This window comes from Streptomyces sp. NBC_00448, assembly GCF_036014115.1.
In the GTDB taxonomy this organism is placed as follows: domain Bacteria; phylum Actinomycetota; class Actinomycetes; order Streptomycetales; family Streptomycetaceae; genus Actinacidiphila.
This window is the reverse complement of the sequence record NZ_CP107913.1, coordinates 1,636,134-1,651,767: the sequence shown is the minus strand read 5'-3', so window position 1 is coordinate 1,651,767 and position 15,634 is coordinate 1,636,134. Positions and strand designations below refer to the sequence as shown.

Sequence of the window (15,634 nt, the reverse complement as noted above, 5' to 3'; positions counted from 1 at the left end):
GGACGCTCTCCGGGTCGGCCTTGTCGCCGCGGCCCCCGCTCCCTGGCGTGCCGCTCGGCCGTGCCACACCCAGCTCCGGCTCGCCCGGCCGCTCGCCGAAGACTTCCGCCGGCCGTGGGAGAAACCCACCACCTCCAACCGGCTCACCCCGGCCCGGGTCCGCCGAGGGTTCAGGAACATCCGCGCTCACCTCGCATGCCCGACCCATGTTCCCCAACCCCGAGGAACCGGCCCCGGACGGCCACCCGGCGCCAAGAACAAGCACCGGGCTCCCCGTTACGACGTCGGCAAGACCGTCAAACGCCCCGAGACCCTCAAGGCCATCGGCAAGCCCGGAAGATCCTGGTAGATAAAGAACAAGCTGAGTGCTGTTCCTGCCGGCAGGACGGAGCCAGGGACTTTTCGGGGACTTTCAGCTCTGTCGGAGGGACATCCGAGGGACTTTCCTCCGTGCATGCACGGAAGGCTCGGACAGCGCTGAAAGGCTCCGGGGGCCGGGGCACCAGCTGCTTGCCGGACCGCTCCCCGGAGCCGCTGCGCCGCCGCGGCCCGGCGCGGGCGAGGCGCCATTGGGCCGTCCGCACGTCGTCTGACCTCGGGGGATACGCCACGACGGGCCCGGCCGCACGCGCGGCCGTCACGACGTCAGGGGGCCGTCAGTACGCGTAGAAGCCCGCGCCCGACTTACGGCCGAGGCGGCCCGCGTCGACCATGCGCTGGAGGATCGGCGGAGCCGCGTACAGGGGCTCCTTGTACTCCGCGTACATGGAGTCGGCAATCGCGGCGACGGTGTCGAGGCCGATCAGGTCGGAGAGCTTGAGCGGGCCCATCGGGTGGGCGCAGCCCATCTCCATGCCGTTGTCGATGTCCTCGCGGGTGGCGATGCCGGACTCGTACATGCGGATCGCGGAGAGCAGGTACGGCACCAGGAGGGCGTTGACGACGAAACCGGAGCGGTCCTGGGCGCGGATGGGGTGCTTGCCGAGGATGTCGGTGACCAGGGCCTCGGCCCGCTTCACGGTCTCGCTGCCGGTGGTGAGCGCCGGGATCACCTCGACCAGGCGCTGCACGGGCGCCGGGTTGAAGAAGTGGATGCCCACCACCTGGTCGGGCCGCGAGGTGGCCACCGCGAGCCGGACCAGCGGGATGGAGGAGGTGTTGGAGGCGAGGATGGCGTCGGGGCGGGTGACGACCTGGTCGAGGGTCTTGAAGATGTCCAGCTTGACCTGCTCGTTCTCCACCACCGCCTCGATCACCAGGTCGCGGTCGGCGAACTCGGCGAGGTCGGTGGTGTAGCTGAGCCGGTCCAGCGCCGCGTCCCGCTCCTGCTCGGTGAGCTTGCCGCGCTCGGCGGCCTTGCCGAGGGAGTTCGCCAGGCGGGCGCGGCCCAACTCCAGTGCCTCGCCGGTGGTCTCGGCGACCCGGACGTCGAGCCCGGCCTTCGCGCACACCTCGGCGATGCCCGAACCCATCTGGCCCGCGCCCACCACTCCGACGCGCTGGATGTCACTCACTCGTCAGCCTCCCGACCGTCGGCCGTGTCCGGCCTGCCGCTGCCTGCACCCGGCAGGCGCTTGATCGCATACCTGGCTCGTACCTGATCGTGTACCGGACAGACGTTACCGCCCACCGGAGCCGCCGGGCCCGGCGCCCTGCCCCTTCAGAGGACTGGACCATTCGGCGGTTGCCGCCACTGCCCCGGACCACCATCATCGGCGGATCTGGACGGTAGATCAGGAGGACGGTATGGACCCACTCTCCCGTAGAACCTTCACCGTGGCGGCGGCCGGCACGCTGGCCTCGGCCGCGGCGATCGGCACCGCGCAGGCCACCGCGCCCACCCCGACCGCCGCCGCGCGCCTCGCGCCGGGCACCGCCGGGGCCGCCCGCCCGGCGGGCACCGCGCACCGGCCGCCCACCGCCCGCCGCGAGCTGCGCGGCATGTGGATCGCCACCGTCGCCAACACCGACTGGCCGTCCGCGCCGGGCCTGTCCCCGCGGGAGCAGCGCGCCGAACTGATCGCCCTGCTCGACACCGCGGTCGAACGCCGGCTCAACGCCGTGATGTTCCAGGTCCGCCCGACCGCCGACGCGTTCTGGCCGTCGCCGTACGAGCCGTGGTCGCAGTACCTCACCGGCACCCAGGGCCGCGACCCGGGCTGGGACCCGCTGGGCACCGCCGTGCACGAGGCGCACCGCCGGGGCCTCGAACTGCACGCCTGGTTCAACCCGTACCGGGTCGCGATGACCGACGACCCCGGCACGCTCGCCCCCACCCACCCGGCCCGGCTGCACCCGGAGTGGGTGCTGCCCTACGGCGGCAAGCTGTACTACGACCCCGGGCAGCCGGCCGTCCGCCGCTTCGTCGAGGACGCGATGCTCGACGCGGTGCGCCGCTACCCGATCGACGCCGTGCACTGGGACGACTACTTCTACCCGTACCCGGTGGCCGGCCAGACCTTCGCCGACGACGCCAGCTACGCCCGCTACGGCGCCGGCTTCCCCGACCGCGACGCCTGGCGCCGGCACAACACCGACCTGCTGGTCAGCGAGATGGCGGCGCGGATCAAGCAGATCCGGCCCAGCACCCAGTACGGCATCAGCCCGTTCGGGGTCTGGCGCAACGCCGCCACCGACCCGCTCGGCTCGGCCACCCAGGCCGGCGTGCAGACCTACGACGACCTGCACGCCGACACCCGCGGCTGGGTCAAGCGCGGCTGGCTGGACTACATCGCCCCGCAGGTCTACTGGAACATCGGCTTCGCCGCCGCCGACTACGGGGTGCTGGTGCCCTGGTGGTCCGACGTCGTGGCCGGCACGCGGGCGAAGCTCTACGTGGGGGAGGCGCTCTACAAGGTCGGCGTCGCCGGCCAGCCCGCGCAGTGGCAGGACCCGGCCGAGCTGTCCCGCCACCTCACCTTCGACGCGGACCACCCGCAGGTGCGCGGCAACATCTACTTCTCCGCCACCCAGGTCACCGCCGACCCGCTGGGCGCGATGACCGAGGTGGTGGCCGAGCACTACCCGACCCGGGTGCGCACGCCATGACCTGACGGTCCGCCAATTGCCGTACGGTGCGCCGCTGCCGTACGGCATGTCGCGGCCGGGTCGTGGCCCTGTCACGGCCCGGTCGTGATCGGATAAACCGTTCGTACGTCGATCGGCTCCGCTGTTACGTTCTTCCCGTGGCGAAACTCAACCAGATCATCGCAGTCGAGAAGGGCGTCAAGTCCAAGGCGCAGCAGGAGCTGACCGCGGCTCATCACGACCTGCAGAAGCCCGCGTTGCTCTCCGGCATCGCCAGGACCTACCAGCCCAAGGACGAGGAAGGCGAGCAACTGCCGCCCGAGTCCACCCGGGTGCAGCTGCAGGCCGAGCAGGTGCTGAAGTCCACCGCTGCCGTCCTGACCCGGCTGTTCGACGTGACCGCCACCAAGGACTGGGCCAACTGCGAGGCGCGCGCCCACGTCACCGTCGACGGTCGCGAGCTGGTCCGCGACGTGCCGGTGTCGTACCTGCTCTTCCTGGAGAAGCAGCTCGTCGACCTGCACACCTTCATCCGCAAGCTGCCGGTGCTCGACGGCGCCGAGGCGTGGAATCTCGATGCCTCCACCGACGCGTGGAAGACCGAGCCGGTGCGGACGATCCGCACCCGCAAGGTGCCGCGCAACCACGTGAAGGCCGAGGCGACCGAGAAGCACCCCGCGCAGGTGGAGGTGTACTACGAGGACGTGGCGGTCGGGTACTGGACCACCGTGAAGTTCTCCGGCGCCCTGCCCGCCCGCCGGGTCAACGAACTGCTGGAGCGGGTGGAGAAACTCCAGCAGGCCGTCAAGTTCGCCCGCGAGGAGGCGAACGGCGCCGAGGTGACCGACCAGCGGGTCGGGGACGCGGTGTTCGGCTTCCTGTTCGGGTCGTAGCGGCCCGTACCCAAGACTCCCTCCGCTTCGATGCGGAGGGGCCCTTCGCCCCAGTGCGGAGGGAGCGCGAGGAGCGCAAAGCTGAAGCTGAAGCTTGTCGTGACTCACGCGGTTCCAGTGGGGGTTCGAATCCCTCTCCCGGCACCACGCGCCGGGGTAGCCCAATCGGTAGAGGCAGACCGCGGTAAACCTCAGACTCTCGCTCCAGACTCAGCATTCGCCGCCGATCGCCGGATCGACCGGCCACGGGCTGCGTCGTCAGGTGCCGGTTCGAATCCGGTCCGCCGCTCTCCTCCCGCACCGCGCGGACCACGCGCGGTGCGGACCGTGCGGCGGTAGCTCAATGGCAGAGCGCGACGACATCAAGGTGACCTGTGGCCTCAAGCGTGCCGGCGTGGGCATGTGGCGGCATCGAGGGGCCCGGGGTCTGGACACGCCCCCGGGTCCCGCTCCTTTTCCCGGATACGCTGGTCGCACGATGCACCGATTCAGCTCGCCGTGGGGCGACCTCGACCTGACCCGTTTCCCGGCCGACCCGCGCGAGCAGTTGCGGGCCTGGGACGCCGCCGACGCGTACGCGCTCCAGCACCTCGCCGACACCGGAGGCCCGGCCTCGCCCGGCGCGACCGTCGTCCTCGGCGACCGCTGGGGCGCCCTGACCACCGCGCTCGCCGCGCACGGCGCCACCCGCCCCACCCTCGTCACCGACTCCTTCCTCGGCCGGCAGGCCACCGAGGCGAACCTGCGGCGCAACGCCCCGGCCGCCGGCGCCGACCTGCGCACCACCCGGGACGACCCGCCCGGCCGGGTGGACCTGCTGATCGTCCGCGTGCCCAAGAGCCTCGCCCTGCTGGAGGACCAGCTGCACCGGCTCGCGCCCGCCGTGCACTCCGGCACCACCGTGCTCGGCACCGGCATGGTCAGCGAGATCCACACCTCCACGCTCCGGCTCTTCGAGCGGATCATCGGCCCCACCACCACGTCACTGGCGGTCCGCAAGTCCCGGCTGATCTTCTGCACGCCCGAACCGGGCCTGGCCCGCGGCACGAACCCGTGGCCCGTGCGGTACGCCCTGCCCGACGACATCGGGCCGATGTCCGGGCATACGGTCGTCAACCACGCCGGGGTGTTCTGCGCGGACCGGCTCGACCTCGGCACCCGGCTGCTGCTCGCGCACCTGCCGCAGCGCACCGGGCCGGACCGGGTGGTCGACCTCGGCTGCGGCAACGGCGTCGTCGGCACCGCCGCCGCGCTCGCCAACCCGGCCGCCGAGGTGCTCTTCACCGACGAGTCCTACCAGGCGGTCGCCTCCGCCGAGGAGACGTTCCGGGCGAATGCCCTGCCGGGGGCGAAGGCCGAGTTCGCGGTCGGTGACGCGCTCACCGCGCTGCCGCCCGAGAGCGTCGACCTCGTCCTGCTCAACCCGCCCTTCCACTCCCACCGCGCCACCACCGACGCCGCCGCCCGCCGCATGTTCACCACGGCGAGGGCCGCACTACGGCCGGGGGGCGAACTCCGCGTCGTCGGCAACCGTCACCTCGGCTACCACGCCCGCCTGCGCCGCCTCTTCGGCAACTGCGACGTCGTCGCCTCCCACCCGAAATTCGTGGTCCTCCGCAGCACCAAGTAACACCGCGCCCCGGGGGCGTGAGGGGTGCTGTCGCGGAAGACGGCAACAGTCAGGGGCGCGTGGGGGCGCTCCCCCTGGCTCCGCCGGGGGCACCCCCACCCAGGCGGAACTCCGGGGGAGAACCGCGCGTCCGGCACGACAGCAACAGCCCCCGCAGGTCGTCACCGACCTACGGGGGCTGTTGCTGTCGTGTCCGGACCACCTGCCGGTGGCCGGTCGCTCGCGCGGCGCCCGCGCCCCCCGGGGCACCGCCGCCCGCACGGGCGAGCGGCACCCCGGGAACGGCTCAACCGAGGGACGCCACCGCCGCGTTGAACGTGGCGGACGGCCGCATGACGGCCGTCGCCTTCTCCGCGTCGGGCTGGTAGTACCCACCGATGTCCACCGGCGACCCCTGCACCGCGATCAGCTCGGCGACGATCGCCTCCTCCTGCTCCGCCAGCGTCTTGGCCAGCGGCCCGAACGCCTCGGCGAGCTTCGCGTCGTCGGACTGCCCGGCCAGCTCCTGCGCCCAGTACAGCGCCAGGTAGAAGTGGCTGCCGCGGTTGTCGATCCCGCCGACCCGCCGGGACGGCGACTTGTCCTCGTTGAGGAACGTGCCGGTGGCGCGGTCGAGCGTGTCCGCGAGGATCTGGGCGCGGGCGTTCCCGGTGGTCTGCGCGAGGTGCTCGAAGCTCACCGCCAGCGCGAGGAACTCGCCGAGGCTGTCCCAGCGCAGGTAGTCCTCCTTGACCAGCTGCTGCACGTGCTTGGGCGCGGAGCCGCCGGCGCCGGTCTCGAAGAGGCCGCCGCCGTTGATCAGCGGAACCACCGACAGCATCTTGGCGCTGGTGCCCAGCTCCAGGATCGGGAAGAGGTCGGTGAGGTAGTCGCGCAGCACGTTGCCGGTCACGGAGATGGTGTTCTCACCGCGCCGGATGCGCTCCAGCGACAGCTTCGTCGCCTCGACCGGCGACAGCACGCGGATGTCCAGGCCCTCGGTGTCGTGCTCGGGCAGGTACGCCTCGACCTTGGCGATCAGCGCCGCGTCGTGCGCGCGGGTCTCGTCCAGCCAGAAGACGGCCGGGTCGCCGGTGGCGCGGGCGCGGGTGACCGCGAGCTTCACCCAGTCGCGGATCGGCAGGTCCTTGGTCTGGCACATCCGGAAGATGTCACCGGCGCCGACCGCCTGCTCCAGCACGGCCTCGCCGTTGCCGTCGACGACCCGGACCGTACCGGTGGTCGGGATCTCGAAGGTCTTGTCGTGGCTGCCGTACTCCTCGGCCTTCTGCGCCATCAGGCCGACGTTGGGCACCGAGCCCATGGTGGCCGGGTCGAAGGCGCCGTGCGCGCGGCAGTCGTCGAGGACGACCTGGTAGACGCCGGCGTAACTGCTGTCGGGCAGCACCGCGAGGGTGTCGGCCTCCTTGCCGTCCGGGCCCCACATGTGGCCGGAGGTGCGGATCATGGCCGGCATCGAGGCGTCCACGATGACGTCGCTGGGCACGTGCAGGTTGGTGATGCCGCGGTCGGAGTCGACCATCGCCAGCGCCGGGCCGTCGGCCAGCTCGGCGGCGAAGGAGGCCTTGATCGCGTCGCCCTCCGGCAGCTTCTCCACGCCGGCCAGGATCGCGCCGAGGCCGTCGTTGGGTGTCAGCCCGGCCGCGGCGAGCGTGGCGCCGTGCTCCGCGAAGGTGTTCGGGAAGAAGGCGCGCACCGCGTGGCCGAAGATGATCGGGTCGGAGACCTTCATCATGGTGGCCTTGAGGTGCACCGAGAACAGCACGTCCTCGGCCTTCGCCCGGGCCACCTGCGCGGTGAGGAACTCGCGCAGCGCGCCGACCCGCATCACTGACGCGTCCACGACCTCGCCGGCCAGCACCGGTACGGACTCGCGCAGCACGCTGGTGCTGCCGTCGTCGCCGTGCAGCTCGATCCGCAGGGTGCCGGCCTCGGAGACCACCGCGGACTTCTCGGTGGAGCGGAAGTCGTCGGCGGACATCGTCGCCACGTTCGTCTTCGAGTCGGCGGTCCAGGCGCCCATCCGGTGCGGGTGGGCCTTGGCGTAGTTCTTCACCGCGGCGGCCGCGCGGCGGTCGGAGTTGCCCTCGCGCAGCACCGGGTTCACCGCGCTGCCCTTGACCTTGTCGTAGCGGGCGCGGATGTCGCGCTCCTCGTCGGTCTTCGGGTCGTCCGGGTACTCCGGCAGCGCGTAGCCCTGCTCGCGCAGCTCGGCGACGGCCGCCTTCAGCTGCGGGATCGACGCCGAGATGTTCGGCAGCTTGATGATGTTCGCCTCAGGCCGCTGCGCCAGCTCGCCCAGCTCGGCCAGCGCGTCGTCGATCCGCTGGCCCTCCTCCAGGTACTCGGGGAAGCCGGCGATGATCCGACCCGCCAGCGAGATGTCCCGGCTCTCGACGGTGACCCCGGCGGTCGAGGCGTACGCCTGGATCACGGGCAAGAACGAGTACGTCGCCAGGGCCGGGGCCTCGTCGGTGTGTGTGTAGATGATGGTCGAGTCAGCCACCGGTTGGTCTCCGTTCCAGTCTCCAACATTGCTTGATATCAAGATATCCCGTTGCCCTCGCTTCCTCGAACAAGCCCCCGGTTTGACGGCGGCGGGGGCGGGGTGGGGCCTCGCGGCGGGCCGTACCCGTGTGCGAGGCTGCGAGGCGCGGAAGCGTACGGAGGGGGTGGAGGGATGGGGCGGAGAGCGCTCTCGACCAGGGGAGTGCCGGGCGACGCGCGTACGGCGCTGGTCGTCGTGGTCGTCGCCGGGACCGTGCTGGCGGCGCTGGTCCTGCGGCCCGGCTCCGTCGGACGCGGCGCGGGAGCGGTCCGCAGCGGGCCGGCCGTCGCGCTGCTCGCGATCGGATGGGCGGTCGGCTGCCTGACGCTGTTTGCCCGGTACCGGGTCCGGCCGCGGATCGACACCCGGCTGAGCCCGGTCGAGCAGCGGCTCGCGGCCGTCGTGCGCGCCACGCTGCTGGTCGCCGCCGCCGCCGTACCGGCCGCGGTCCTGGTCCTGCACCGGTTCGGACCGCCCTTCAAACCGGCGCCGTTGGGCCCCGGCGAGTTCGGCGTCGGCCGCTCGCGTCCCGCACGCGATCTCGGGCACGACACGCCGCACAACCCGCCGCCCTGGCTGATCGTCACCTTGCTGGTGGTCGCGGGTGTGGCGCTCGTGGCCGCGTTCGTCGTCGCGTACCGGCGGCTGCGGGCGGAGTACGTCCGCAGGCCGCGACGTGCCCGGAGGGACCCGCACGAGGACGCCTGGCTGCTCGCCGACGCGGTGGAGTCCGGCCGGCGCGCCCTGGGCGACAACGGCGACGCCCGGACCGCGGTGATCGCCTGCTACGTCGCCATGGAGACCTCGCTGGCCGGCTCGGGCGTGTCCCGGCACGTCTCGGACAGCCCGAACGACCTGCTGGTACGCGCCGCCGCGAGTGGCCTGCGCACCGGGGGCAGCGCCTCCGTGCTCACCGAGTTGTTCCGCGAGGCCCGCTACTCCAGCCACCCGATGGGCGACACCCACCGCGCGCAGGCGGCCGACGCACTCGCGGACCTCGCGGAACGGCTCGCCGCGCCGCGCACCGGAGCCAGGGCAGAGGAGGGGGTGTGAAGGCAACGGACTCGCCGGACACGGGCGGACCGGTGTCGGGCCCGAGGCCGTCCACGGACGCGGCTCGGGATACGGACGTGGCTCGGAATGCGGGCACGGCTCGGGATACGGGCGCGGATGCGGGACCGGGTCCGGGCACGGCGCCGGGGGGCCGCACCGCGGGGGCGGCCCTGCTCGAACTGCCCGGAGTTCTCGGCAACCCCGGCAGGTCCGCCGGGGGCCGCAGGTCCGGTCGCTCGGGCACTGTCGGCGGGCCCGGAGAACCGGACACCCGCGGACCGGAGCACCACCCGGGTCCGGACACGGCGGCCCGCACCCGGGTGCGGGCCGCGCCGGGCTCGGCCCGCCACTCCGTCACGCTGCTGGTCGCCGTCGCGTCCGCCGGCGTGCTGCTGCTCGGCGTCACCGACGGCTTCGCGGTGGCCCTGCTGGGGCTGGCCGTGGCCGCCGCGGCCGGGTTCTGCGTCACCCGCTACGTCGCGGGGGCCGGCGCCCGCGACGGCGACTACCGCAGGCCCGTAAGGCTGCTGGGCAGCAGCGAGCCCGCGCTCGGCGGCTGGGAGTGGCTGGTGCACAACGCGCTCGGCCCCGACGGGGAGGCGTACTTCGCCCAGCGGCTGCGCCCGCACCTGCAACGGCTCTTCGCCGCCCGACTTGCCGCCCGGCACGGCACGGACCTGCACCGCGCCCCCGAACGGGCCCGCGCGCTGGTCGGTGCGGAGCTGTGGCCGTGGATCGACCCGGCCGAGCTACCGCCGCGGCCGTCCGTGCCCGAGGGGGTGCTGCGCGCGCTCCTGGAGCGGCTCGAAGTGCTGGGCGATCCGGAGCAGCCCGCAGACCCGGGGCAGCCCGCACCCGGCGACGTCCCGGCGCCGCGGACCGCGCCCGGCACCGGCACCGGCACCGCGTCATGAAGGAGCAACCCGTGCCTGCGTCCGCACCGGGGCCGATCCCGCCCGAGCCCGCGCCCGCGTCCGTACCGGGGCCCGGCGACATCGTCGTGGAGGGTGCGACCGGCTCAGGGGCGGTCGAACGCGCCCTCGGCGGGCGGCAGTCGGAGTCCGGCCGGCCCACCGAGGCGCCGCCCGAGCCGCCGGACGGCTGGCGGGCCGGCGAACGTGCCCTGCGCTACGGCACGGTGGCCGCGCTCGCGCTGGGCGCCGCCCTCGTCACCGGCCGGCCGTGGCTGCTGGCGCTGGCCGCCGGTCCGCTGGTGCTGCTCGCGCTGGCACTGCCCCGGACGCCGCGGGCCAGGCATCTCACCGCGACCGTCGAGGTGGCTGTGCGGCGCTGCTTCGAGGGCGAGCAGGTCGTCGCGAGGATCGCCGTCGTCCACGACGGAGGCGAGGGCCGGCTCGACCCCGGGGTCATGCTCGGCCCGGGGGTGCGGCTGGACGCGCTGACCGTGGGTGCGGCCCATCTGGAACTGCGGTTCACCGCCGAGCGGTGGGGGCGGTGGACGTTGGGCACGGTGGACGTCGATCTCTATGACGCGGGGGGTGTGGCGCGGCGCACGGTGCGGGTGGATCTGGGTGAGGTGGCGGTCTTTCCGTTGCCGGCGGCGGCGGGGCTCACGCCGATTCCGGTGCGGTTGCCGACCCGGCTGGGGGAGCACGCGTCGCCGCAGCGGGGGGAGGGGATCGAGGTGATCGGGGTGCATCCGTACGTGCGCGGGGAGCGGCAGCGGCGGATCAACTGGCCTGCGACGACGCGGCGCGGGTCGCTGCAACTGCATCAGTTCGCCGCGGAGCGTGCCGCTGACACCGTGGTGATGCTCGACGTCCTGGGCGACATCCGTGATCCCGCGACGGGGCTGTCGTCGCTGGACGAGACGTTCCGTGCGGCGGCCGGCCTGGTCCGGGCGTATTTGCGGACGCACGACCGGGTCGGGGTGGTGGCGGTCGGCGGGACCACGCGGTGGCTGCAACCCGGCAGTGGCGACGGGTACTTCTACCGGATCGTGGAGAGCGTGCTGGAGGTCCGCAAGGACCTGGTCCAGCGCGACCCGGAACTCAGCCGGCTGCCGCCGCCCGCGCTGCCGGAGGGCGCGCTCGTCTACGTTTTCACCCCGCTCACCGACCAGCGCATTCTGGACGTACTCGACCAGGTGCGCTCCCGCGCCAACCCGATGGTCGTCGTGGAGATCCCCTCCGGCGACCCGCCCGCGCCGCGCGGCGACACCACCGCGGAACTCGCGCTACGGCTGTGGCGGGCCGACCGCGACGCGATGCGCTTCGCGCTGACCGAGCGCGGCATCGCGCTGATCGCCCACCAGCCGGGCCAGACCCTCGACCTGGCGCTGGCGCCGCTGCTGCGCACCCGTATCCACGGAGGTTCCCGATGAGCGGTGCGACGGCGGACCATAAGCCGCGTCCCCACCGTCCCGCCCGGCCGGCGGCGGGGCCGGGCACCTCCGGCGAAGTCCGGGAGAGCGTCTTGAGCGTTGTCGGGGAGGTCCGGGCAGCCGCACGACCAGGACGGCTCTCCGCCCTGCGCGCGCATGCGCCAGGCGCATCGGGCCGTGCGGGCCACGGCACGGTCGTCACCGTGCCCGTCCCCGTGCCTGTATCCGTATCCGTATTCGGAGGCCGCTGATGACGCCGATGACGCCGAGGGAGCCGGGGCCGGGCACGCCGGTCGGGGTGGGCAGGCCGGGTGCGCAGACGGAGCGGACGGCAGGGACGCGGAGGAGCCCGGGTGCCCTTCGCCTGCTCACCCGCGCCGTCGCCGCGCTGCTGGTGGCCGCCGCGTGCGACGTGCCCGCCGCGTTCCGGGTCGGGGTCCCGGTGGGACTGTTGGCCGTGGCCGCCGCCGGGTTCGCCTGGTGGCTGGCGCCCGCGGCCGACGACCGCCCGCCGGCCGCGTCTGTGGGCCGGCCCGCCCTCGCCCGCCGGCGCGCCCCCACGGTGCTCGCGGCCGCCGCGGTGGTGCTGGCCGCCGTGACGGGGCCGCCGCTGTGGCTCGGCGCGTGCGTGACCGCCCTCCTGATCGGCTACCTGCTCCTCACCGACCCCTGGATCTCCGGCGCCACCGGCCCCCGGGCGCCTCGCGCGGCCCGCCCGCTCGCCCCGGTGCTCCTCGCGCTCGGCGCCTGCGCCGCCGTCTTCGCCGCCGCCGTGCTGCCGCTGTCCCACCACCGCTGGACCCGCCTGCTCGCGGTCCTCGTCCTCGCGGCCACCGCCGCGCTGCTCCTGCTCGCCCTGCTGCACCCCGCCCGCCCCGGTGGCGACGAGGGAGGGCCGCGGCCCTGACGGATCGGCCCGTGCTCCCGCCCGGCCCCGTCCCCGCGTACGGGCGCCGCGCAGGGCGGTGACCTGCGTCGAACATTGCATAAAAGTGCGCCCAGCCGTATAGTCATGCTGTCGAAGGAGGAGTCGATGACGGTGCGGGTGGCGGTGGCCGGAGCCAGCGGGTATGCCGGCGGGGAAGTGCTCAGACTGCTGGTCGGGCACCCCGAGGTCGAGATCGGGGCGCTGACCGGGAACAGCAACGCCGGGCAGCCGCTGGGGGCGCTTCAGCCGCACCTGGTGCCGCTGGCCGGGCGCGTGCTCGCGGAGACCTCCGCGGAGGTGCTGGCCGGCCACGACGTGGTCTTCCTCGCGCTGCCGCACGGCCAGTCCGCGGCCGTCGCGGAGCAGCTGGGCGACGACGTGCTCGTGATCGACATGGGCGCGGACTTCCGGCTCAAGGACGCCGCCGACTGGGAGCGGTTCTACGGGTCGGAGCATGCGGGCAGCTGGCCGTACGGGCTGCCCGAGCTGCCGGGTGGCCGCGCCGCGCTGGAGGGGTCCAAGCGCGTCGCGGTGCCCGGCTGCTACCCGACGGCGGTCTCGCTCGCGCTGTTCCCGGCGTACGGCGCCGCCCTCGTCGAACCCGAGGCGGTGATCGTCGCCGCGTCCGGCACGTCCGGCGCGGGCAAGGCGCCCAAGCCGCACCTGCTCGGCTCCGAGGTGATGGGGTCGATGACCCCGTACGGTGTCGGCGGCGGCCACCGGCACACCCCCGAGATGATCCAGAACCTGAGCGCGGTCGCCGGGCAGCGGGTCGGCGTGTCCTTCACGCCCACCCTCGCGCCCATGCCGCGCGGCATCCTCGCGACCTGCTCCGCGAAGGCGCGGCCGGGCGTGGGGGCGGTGGACGTACGCGCCGCGTACGAGAAGGCGTACGCCGAAGAACCGTTCGTCCACCTGCTGCCCGAGGGCCAGTGGCCGGCGACCGCCTCCGTCTACGGCTCCAACGCCGTGCACGTCCAGGTCGCCTACGACGAGGACGCCGGCCGGGTCATCGCGATCAGCGCGATCGACAACCTGGCGAAGGGCACGGCGGGCGGCGCCGTACAGAGCATGAACATCGCCCTCGGGATTCCTGAGGCGACGGGACTTTCCACGATCGGAGTGGCGCCTTGAGCGTGACGGCAGCGAAAGGGTTCACGGCGGCGGGAATTGCCGCCGGGATCAAGGAGAACGGCAACCCGGACCTGGCCCTCGTGGTCAACGCCGGGCCGCGCCGGGCCGCCGCGGGCGTCTTCACGTCGAACCGGGTGAAGGCCGCCCCGGTGCTGTGGTCGGAGCAGGTCCTCAAGGGCGGCGCGGTGACCGCGGTGGTGCTCAACTCCGGTGGCGCCAACGCCTGTACGGGCCCGAAGGGCTTCCAGGACACGCACGCGACCGCCGAACGCGTCGCGGAGGTGCTGGGGCACAGCGCGGGCGAGGTCGCGGTCGCGTCGACCGGGCTGATCGGCCTGCCGCTCCCGATGGACAAGCTGCTGCCGGGCATCGGCACCGCCGCGGCCGAACTGTCCGCGCACGGCGGCGAGAAGGCCGCCATCGCGATCAAGACCACCGACAGCGTGCACAAGACCGCCGTGGCCACCGGCCCGTCCGGCTTCACCGTCGGCGGTATGGCCAAGGGCGCGGGCATGCTCGCGCCGGGCCTGGCCACCATGCTCGTGGTGCTCACCACGGACGCCGACGTCGACCAGGGCACCCTGGACAAGGCGCTGCGGGACGCCACCCGGCAGACCTTCGACCGGATCGACTCCGACGGCTGCATGTCCACCAACGACACGGTGCTGCTGCTCGCCTCCGGCGCGTCCGAAGTCGCCCCGGAGTACACCGAGTTCGCCGACACGGTGCGCGCGGTCTGCGCCGACCTGGCCCGCCGGCTGATCGGCGACGCCGAGGGCGCGAGCAAGGACATCCGGATCGAGGTGGTGCACGCCGCGACCGAGGACGACGCCGTCGAGGTGGGCCGCTCCATCGCCCGCAACAACCTGCTCAAGTGCGCCGTGCACGGCGAGGACCCCAACTGGGGCCGGGTGCTGTCCGCGATCGGCACCACCTCCGCCGTGTTCGAGCCCGACGCGCTCGACGTCGCGATCAACGGCGTGTGGGTGTGCCGGGGCGGCTCGGTCGGCGACGACCGCGACCTGGTCGACATGCGCTTCCGCGAGGTCGTCATCACCGCCGACCTCGCCGCCGGAGACGCGTCCGCAGTGATCTGGACCAACGACCTCACGGCCGACTACGTCCACGAGAACAGCGCGTACAGCTCATGACCGACGCCGACCCCCGTCCCGGGGGAACCCCGCGCAAGCACACCGCGCTGCCCAAGGCCCGGGTCCTGGTCGAGGCGCTGCCGTGGCTGACCCGGCACCACGGCAAGACCGTGGTGGTGAAGTTCGGCGGCAACGCCATGGTGGACGAGGCGCTCAAGGCCGCGTTCGCCCAGGACGTGGTGTTCCTGCGGCACGCCGGGCTCAAGCCGGTCGTCGTGCACGGCGGCGGCCCGCAGATCAGCGCGCAACTCGACCGGCACGGCCTGGTCAGCGAGTTCAAGGCGGGCCTGCGGGTCACCACGCCCGAGGCGATGGACGTGGTCCGGATGGTGCTCGCCGGCCAGGTGCAGCGCGAACTCGTCGGCCTGCTCAACCGGCACGGCCCGCTCGCGGTCGGCCTGACCGGCGAGGACGCGCACACCATCAGCGCCGTCAAGCACCGCCCCACGATCGACGGCGAGTCGGTGGACATCGGGCGGGTCGGCGAGATCACCGCGATCGACACCGGCGCCATCGAGGCGCTGCTGGCCGACGGCCGTATCCCGGTGGTCTCCTCGATCGCCCGCGCCGCCGACGACGGCCACATCTACAACGTCAACGCCGACACCGCCGCGGCCGCGCTGGCCGCCGCGCTCGGCGCCGAGACGCTGATGGTGCTCACCGACGTCGAGGGCCTGTACGAGGACTGGCCGAACAGCGACGACGTGATCAGCAGGCTGACCGCCACCGAGCTGGAGAAGCTGCTGCCCGACCTGTCCAGCGGCATGGTGCCGAAGATGGAGGGCTGCCTGCACGCGGTGCGCAACGGCGTGACCACCGCCCGCGTCATCGACGGCCGGGTGCAGCACTCGATCCTGCTGGAGATCTTCACCGACGAGGGCATCGGCACGATGGTCGTGCCCGACCCGGAGCCCGGGTCGGAGCCC

11 protein-coding genes and 2 pseudogenes are annotated in these 15,634 nt (G+C 73.4%); 11 read left to right on the top strand and 2 right to left on the bottom strand.

From position 1 onward, the window contains the following. Positions 1-64: 64 nt before the first annotated feature. Positions 65-349, top strand: a pseudogene (locus OG370_RS06995) (NF041680 family putative transposase); the annotation flags it as partial. Between the two features lie 307 nt (positions 350-656). Here OG370_RS06995 and OG370_RS06990 read toward each other — a convergent pair. Continuing rightward, a complete protein-coding gene (locus OG370_RS06990; RefSeq protein WP_328461693.1) occupies positions 657-1,514 on the bottom strand; it encodes a 3-hydroxybutyryl-CoA dehydrogenase in 858 nt (285 codons plus the stop codon). 232 nt (positions 1,515-1,746) lie between these two features. Between OG370_RS06990 and OG370_RS06985 the strand changes: the two genes are divergently transcribed. The 3 genes from OG370_RS06985 (at position 1,747) to OG370_RS06975 (ending at position 5,550) form a co-directional block, all read left to right on the top strand. After that, complete coding sequence (locus OG370_RS06985; protein WP_328461691.1) at positions 1,747-3,048, top strand: glycoside hydrolase family 10 protein; 1,302 nt, start codon at positions 1,747-1,749, stop codon at positions 3,046-3,048. A 137-nt stretch (positions 3,049-3,185) separates the two neighbouring features. After that, on the top strand, positions 3,186-3,920 hold the full coding sequence (locus OG370_RS06980; RefSeq protein ID WP_328461689.1) for a DUF7873 family protein: 735 nt from the start codon (positions 3,186-3,188) through the stop codon (positions 3,918-3,920). 478 nt (positions 3,921-4,398) lie between these two features. After that, positions 4,399-5,550, top strand: a complete 1,152-nt coding sequence (locus OG370_RS06975; RefSeq protein ID WP_328461687.1) for a methyltransferase — start codon at positions 4,399-4,401, stop codon at positions 5,548-5,550. A gap of 286 nt (positions 5,551-5,836) precedes the next feature. Here the strand turns inward: OG370_RS06975 and OG370_RS06970 are convergent, their stop codons facing one another. Further along, complete coding sequence (locus OG370_RS06970; protein WP_328461685.1) at positions 5,837-8,056, bottom strand: NADP-dependent isocitrate dehydrogenase; 2,220 nt, start codon at positions 8,054-8,056, stop codon at positions 5,837-5,839. 174 nt (positions 8,057-8,230) lie between these two features. Between OG370_RS06970 and OG370_RS06965 the strand changes: the two genes are divergently transcribed. From OG370_RS06965 to argB, 7 genes and pseudogenes are all read left to right on the top strand, one after another. After that, a complete protein-coding gene (locus OG370_RS06965) occupies positions 8,231-9,151 on the top strand; it encodes a DUF4129 domain-containing protein (RefSeq protein ID WP_328461683.1) in 921 nt (306 codons plus the stop codon). 77 nt (positions 9,152-9,228) lie between these two features. After that, entirely contained in the window at positions 9,229-10,065 is an 837-nt protein-coding gene (locus OG370_RS06960) for a hypothetical protein (protein ID WP_328461681.1), read from the top strand. An 11-nt stretch (positions 10,066-10,076) separates the two neighbouring features. Further along, positions 10,077-11,495 (top strand): DUF58 domain-containing protein, encoded by a 1,419-nt coding sequence (locus OG370_RS06955; RefSeq protein ID WP_328461676.1) that lies wholly within the window; start codon positions 10,077-10,079, stop codon positions 11,493-11,495. Positions 11,496-11,745: 250 nt separating this feature from the next. Next, positions 11,746-12,402, top strand: coding sequence for a hypothetical protein (locus OG370_RS06950; RefSeq protein WP_328461674.1), 657 nt, complete (start codon positions 11,746-11,748; stop codon positions 12,400-12,402). A gap of 126 nt (positions 12,403-12,528) precedes the next feature. After that, the gene (gene argC, locus OG370_RS06945; protein ID WP_328461672.1) at positions 12,529-13,557 is read left to right on the top strand and encodes an N-acetyl-gamma-glutamyl-phosphate reductase; all 1,029 of its coding nucleotides are present in this window, start codon (positions 12,529-12,531) and stop codon (positions 13,555-13,557) included. Further along, positions 13,554-14,708 carry a bifunctional glutamate N-acetyltransferase/amino-acid acetyltransferase ArgJ gene (gene argJ / locus OG370_RS06940; RefSeq protein ID WP_328461670.1) on the top strand — a complete coding sequence of 385 codons (1,155 nt, stop codon included), beginning with the start codon at positions 13,554-13,556 and terminating at the stop codon, positions 14,706-14,708. Before argC ends, argJ begins: the two co-directional genes overlap by 4 nt. Continuing rightward, a pseudogene (gene argB, locus OG370_RS06935) lies at positions 14,705-15,613 on the top strand (acetylglutamate kinase); the annotation flags it as partial. The gene argJ and the pseudogene argB, both read left to right, overlap by 4 nt. Between the last annotated feature and the right edge of the window lie 21 nt (positions 15,614-15,634).

Excerpts from the sequence above, each read along its gene's own strand:
- OG370_RS06950 (WP_328461674.1), top strand. The coding sequence starts at position 11,746 with ATGACGCCGATGACGCCGAGGGAGCCGGGGCCGGGCACGCCGGTCGGG.
- argC (WP_328461672.1), top strand. The coding sequence starts at position 12,529 with ATGACGGTGCGGGTGGCGGTGGCCGGAGCCAGCGGGTATGCCGGCGGG.
- OG370_RS06985 (WP_328461691.1), top strand. The coding sequence starts at position 1,747 with ATGGACCCACTCTCCCGTAGAACCTTCACCGTGGCGGCGGCCGGCACG.
- OG370_RS06975 (WP_328461687.1), top strand. The coding sequence starts at position 4,399 with ATGCACCGATTCAGCTCGCCGTGGGGCGACCTCGACCTGACCCGTTTC.
- OG370_RS06965 (WP_328461683.1), top strand. The coding sequence starts at position 8,231 with ATGGGGCGGAGAGCGCTCTCGACCAGGGGAGTGCCGGGCGACGCGCGT.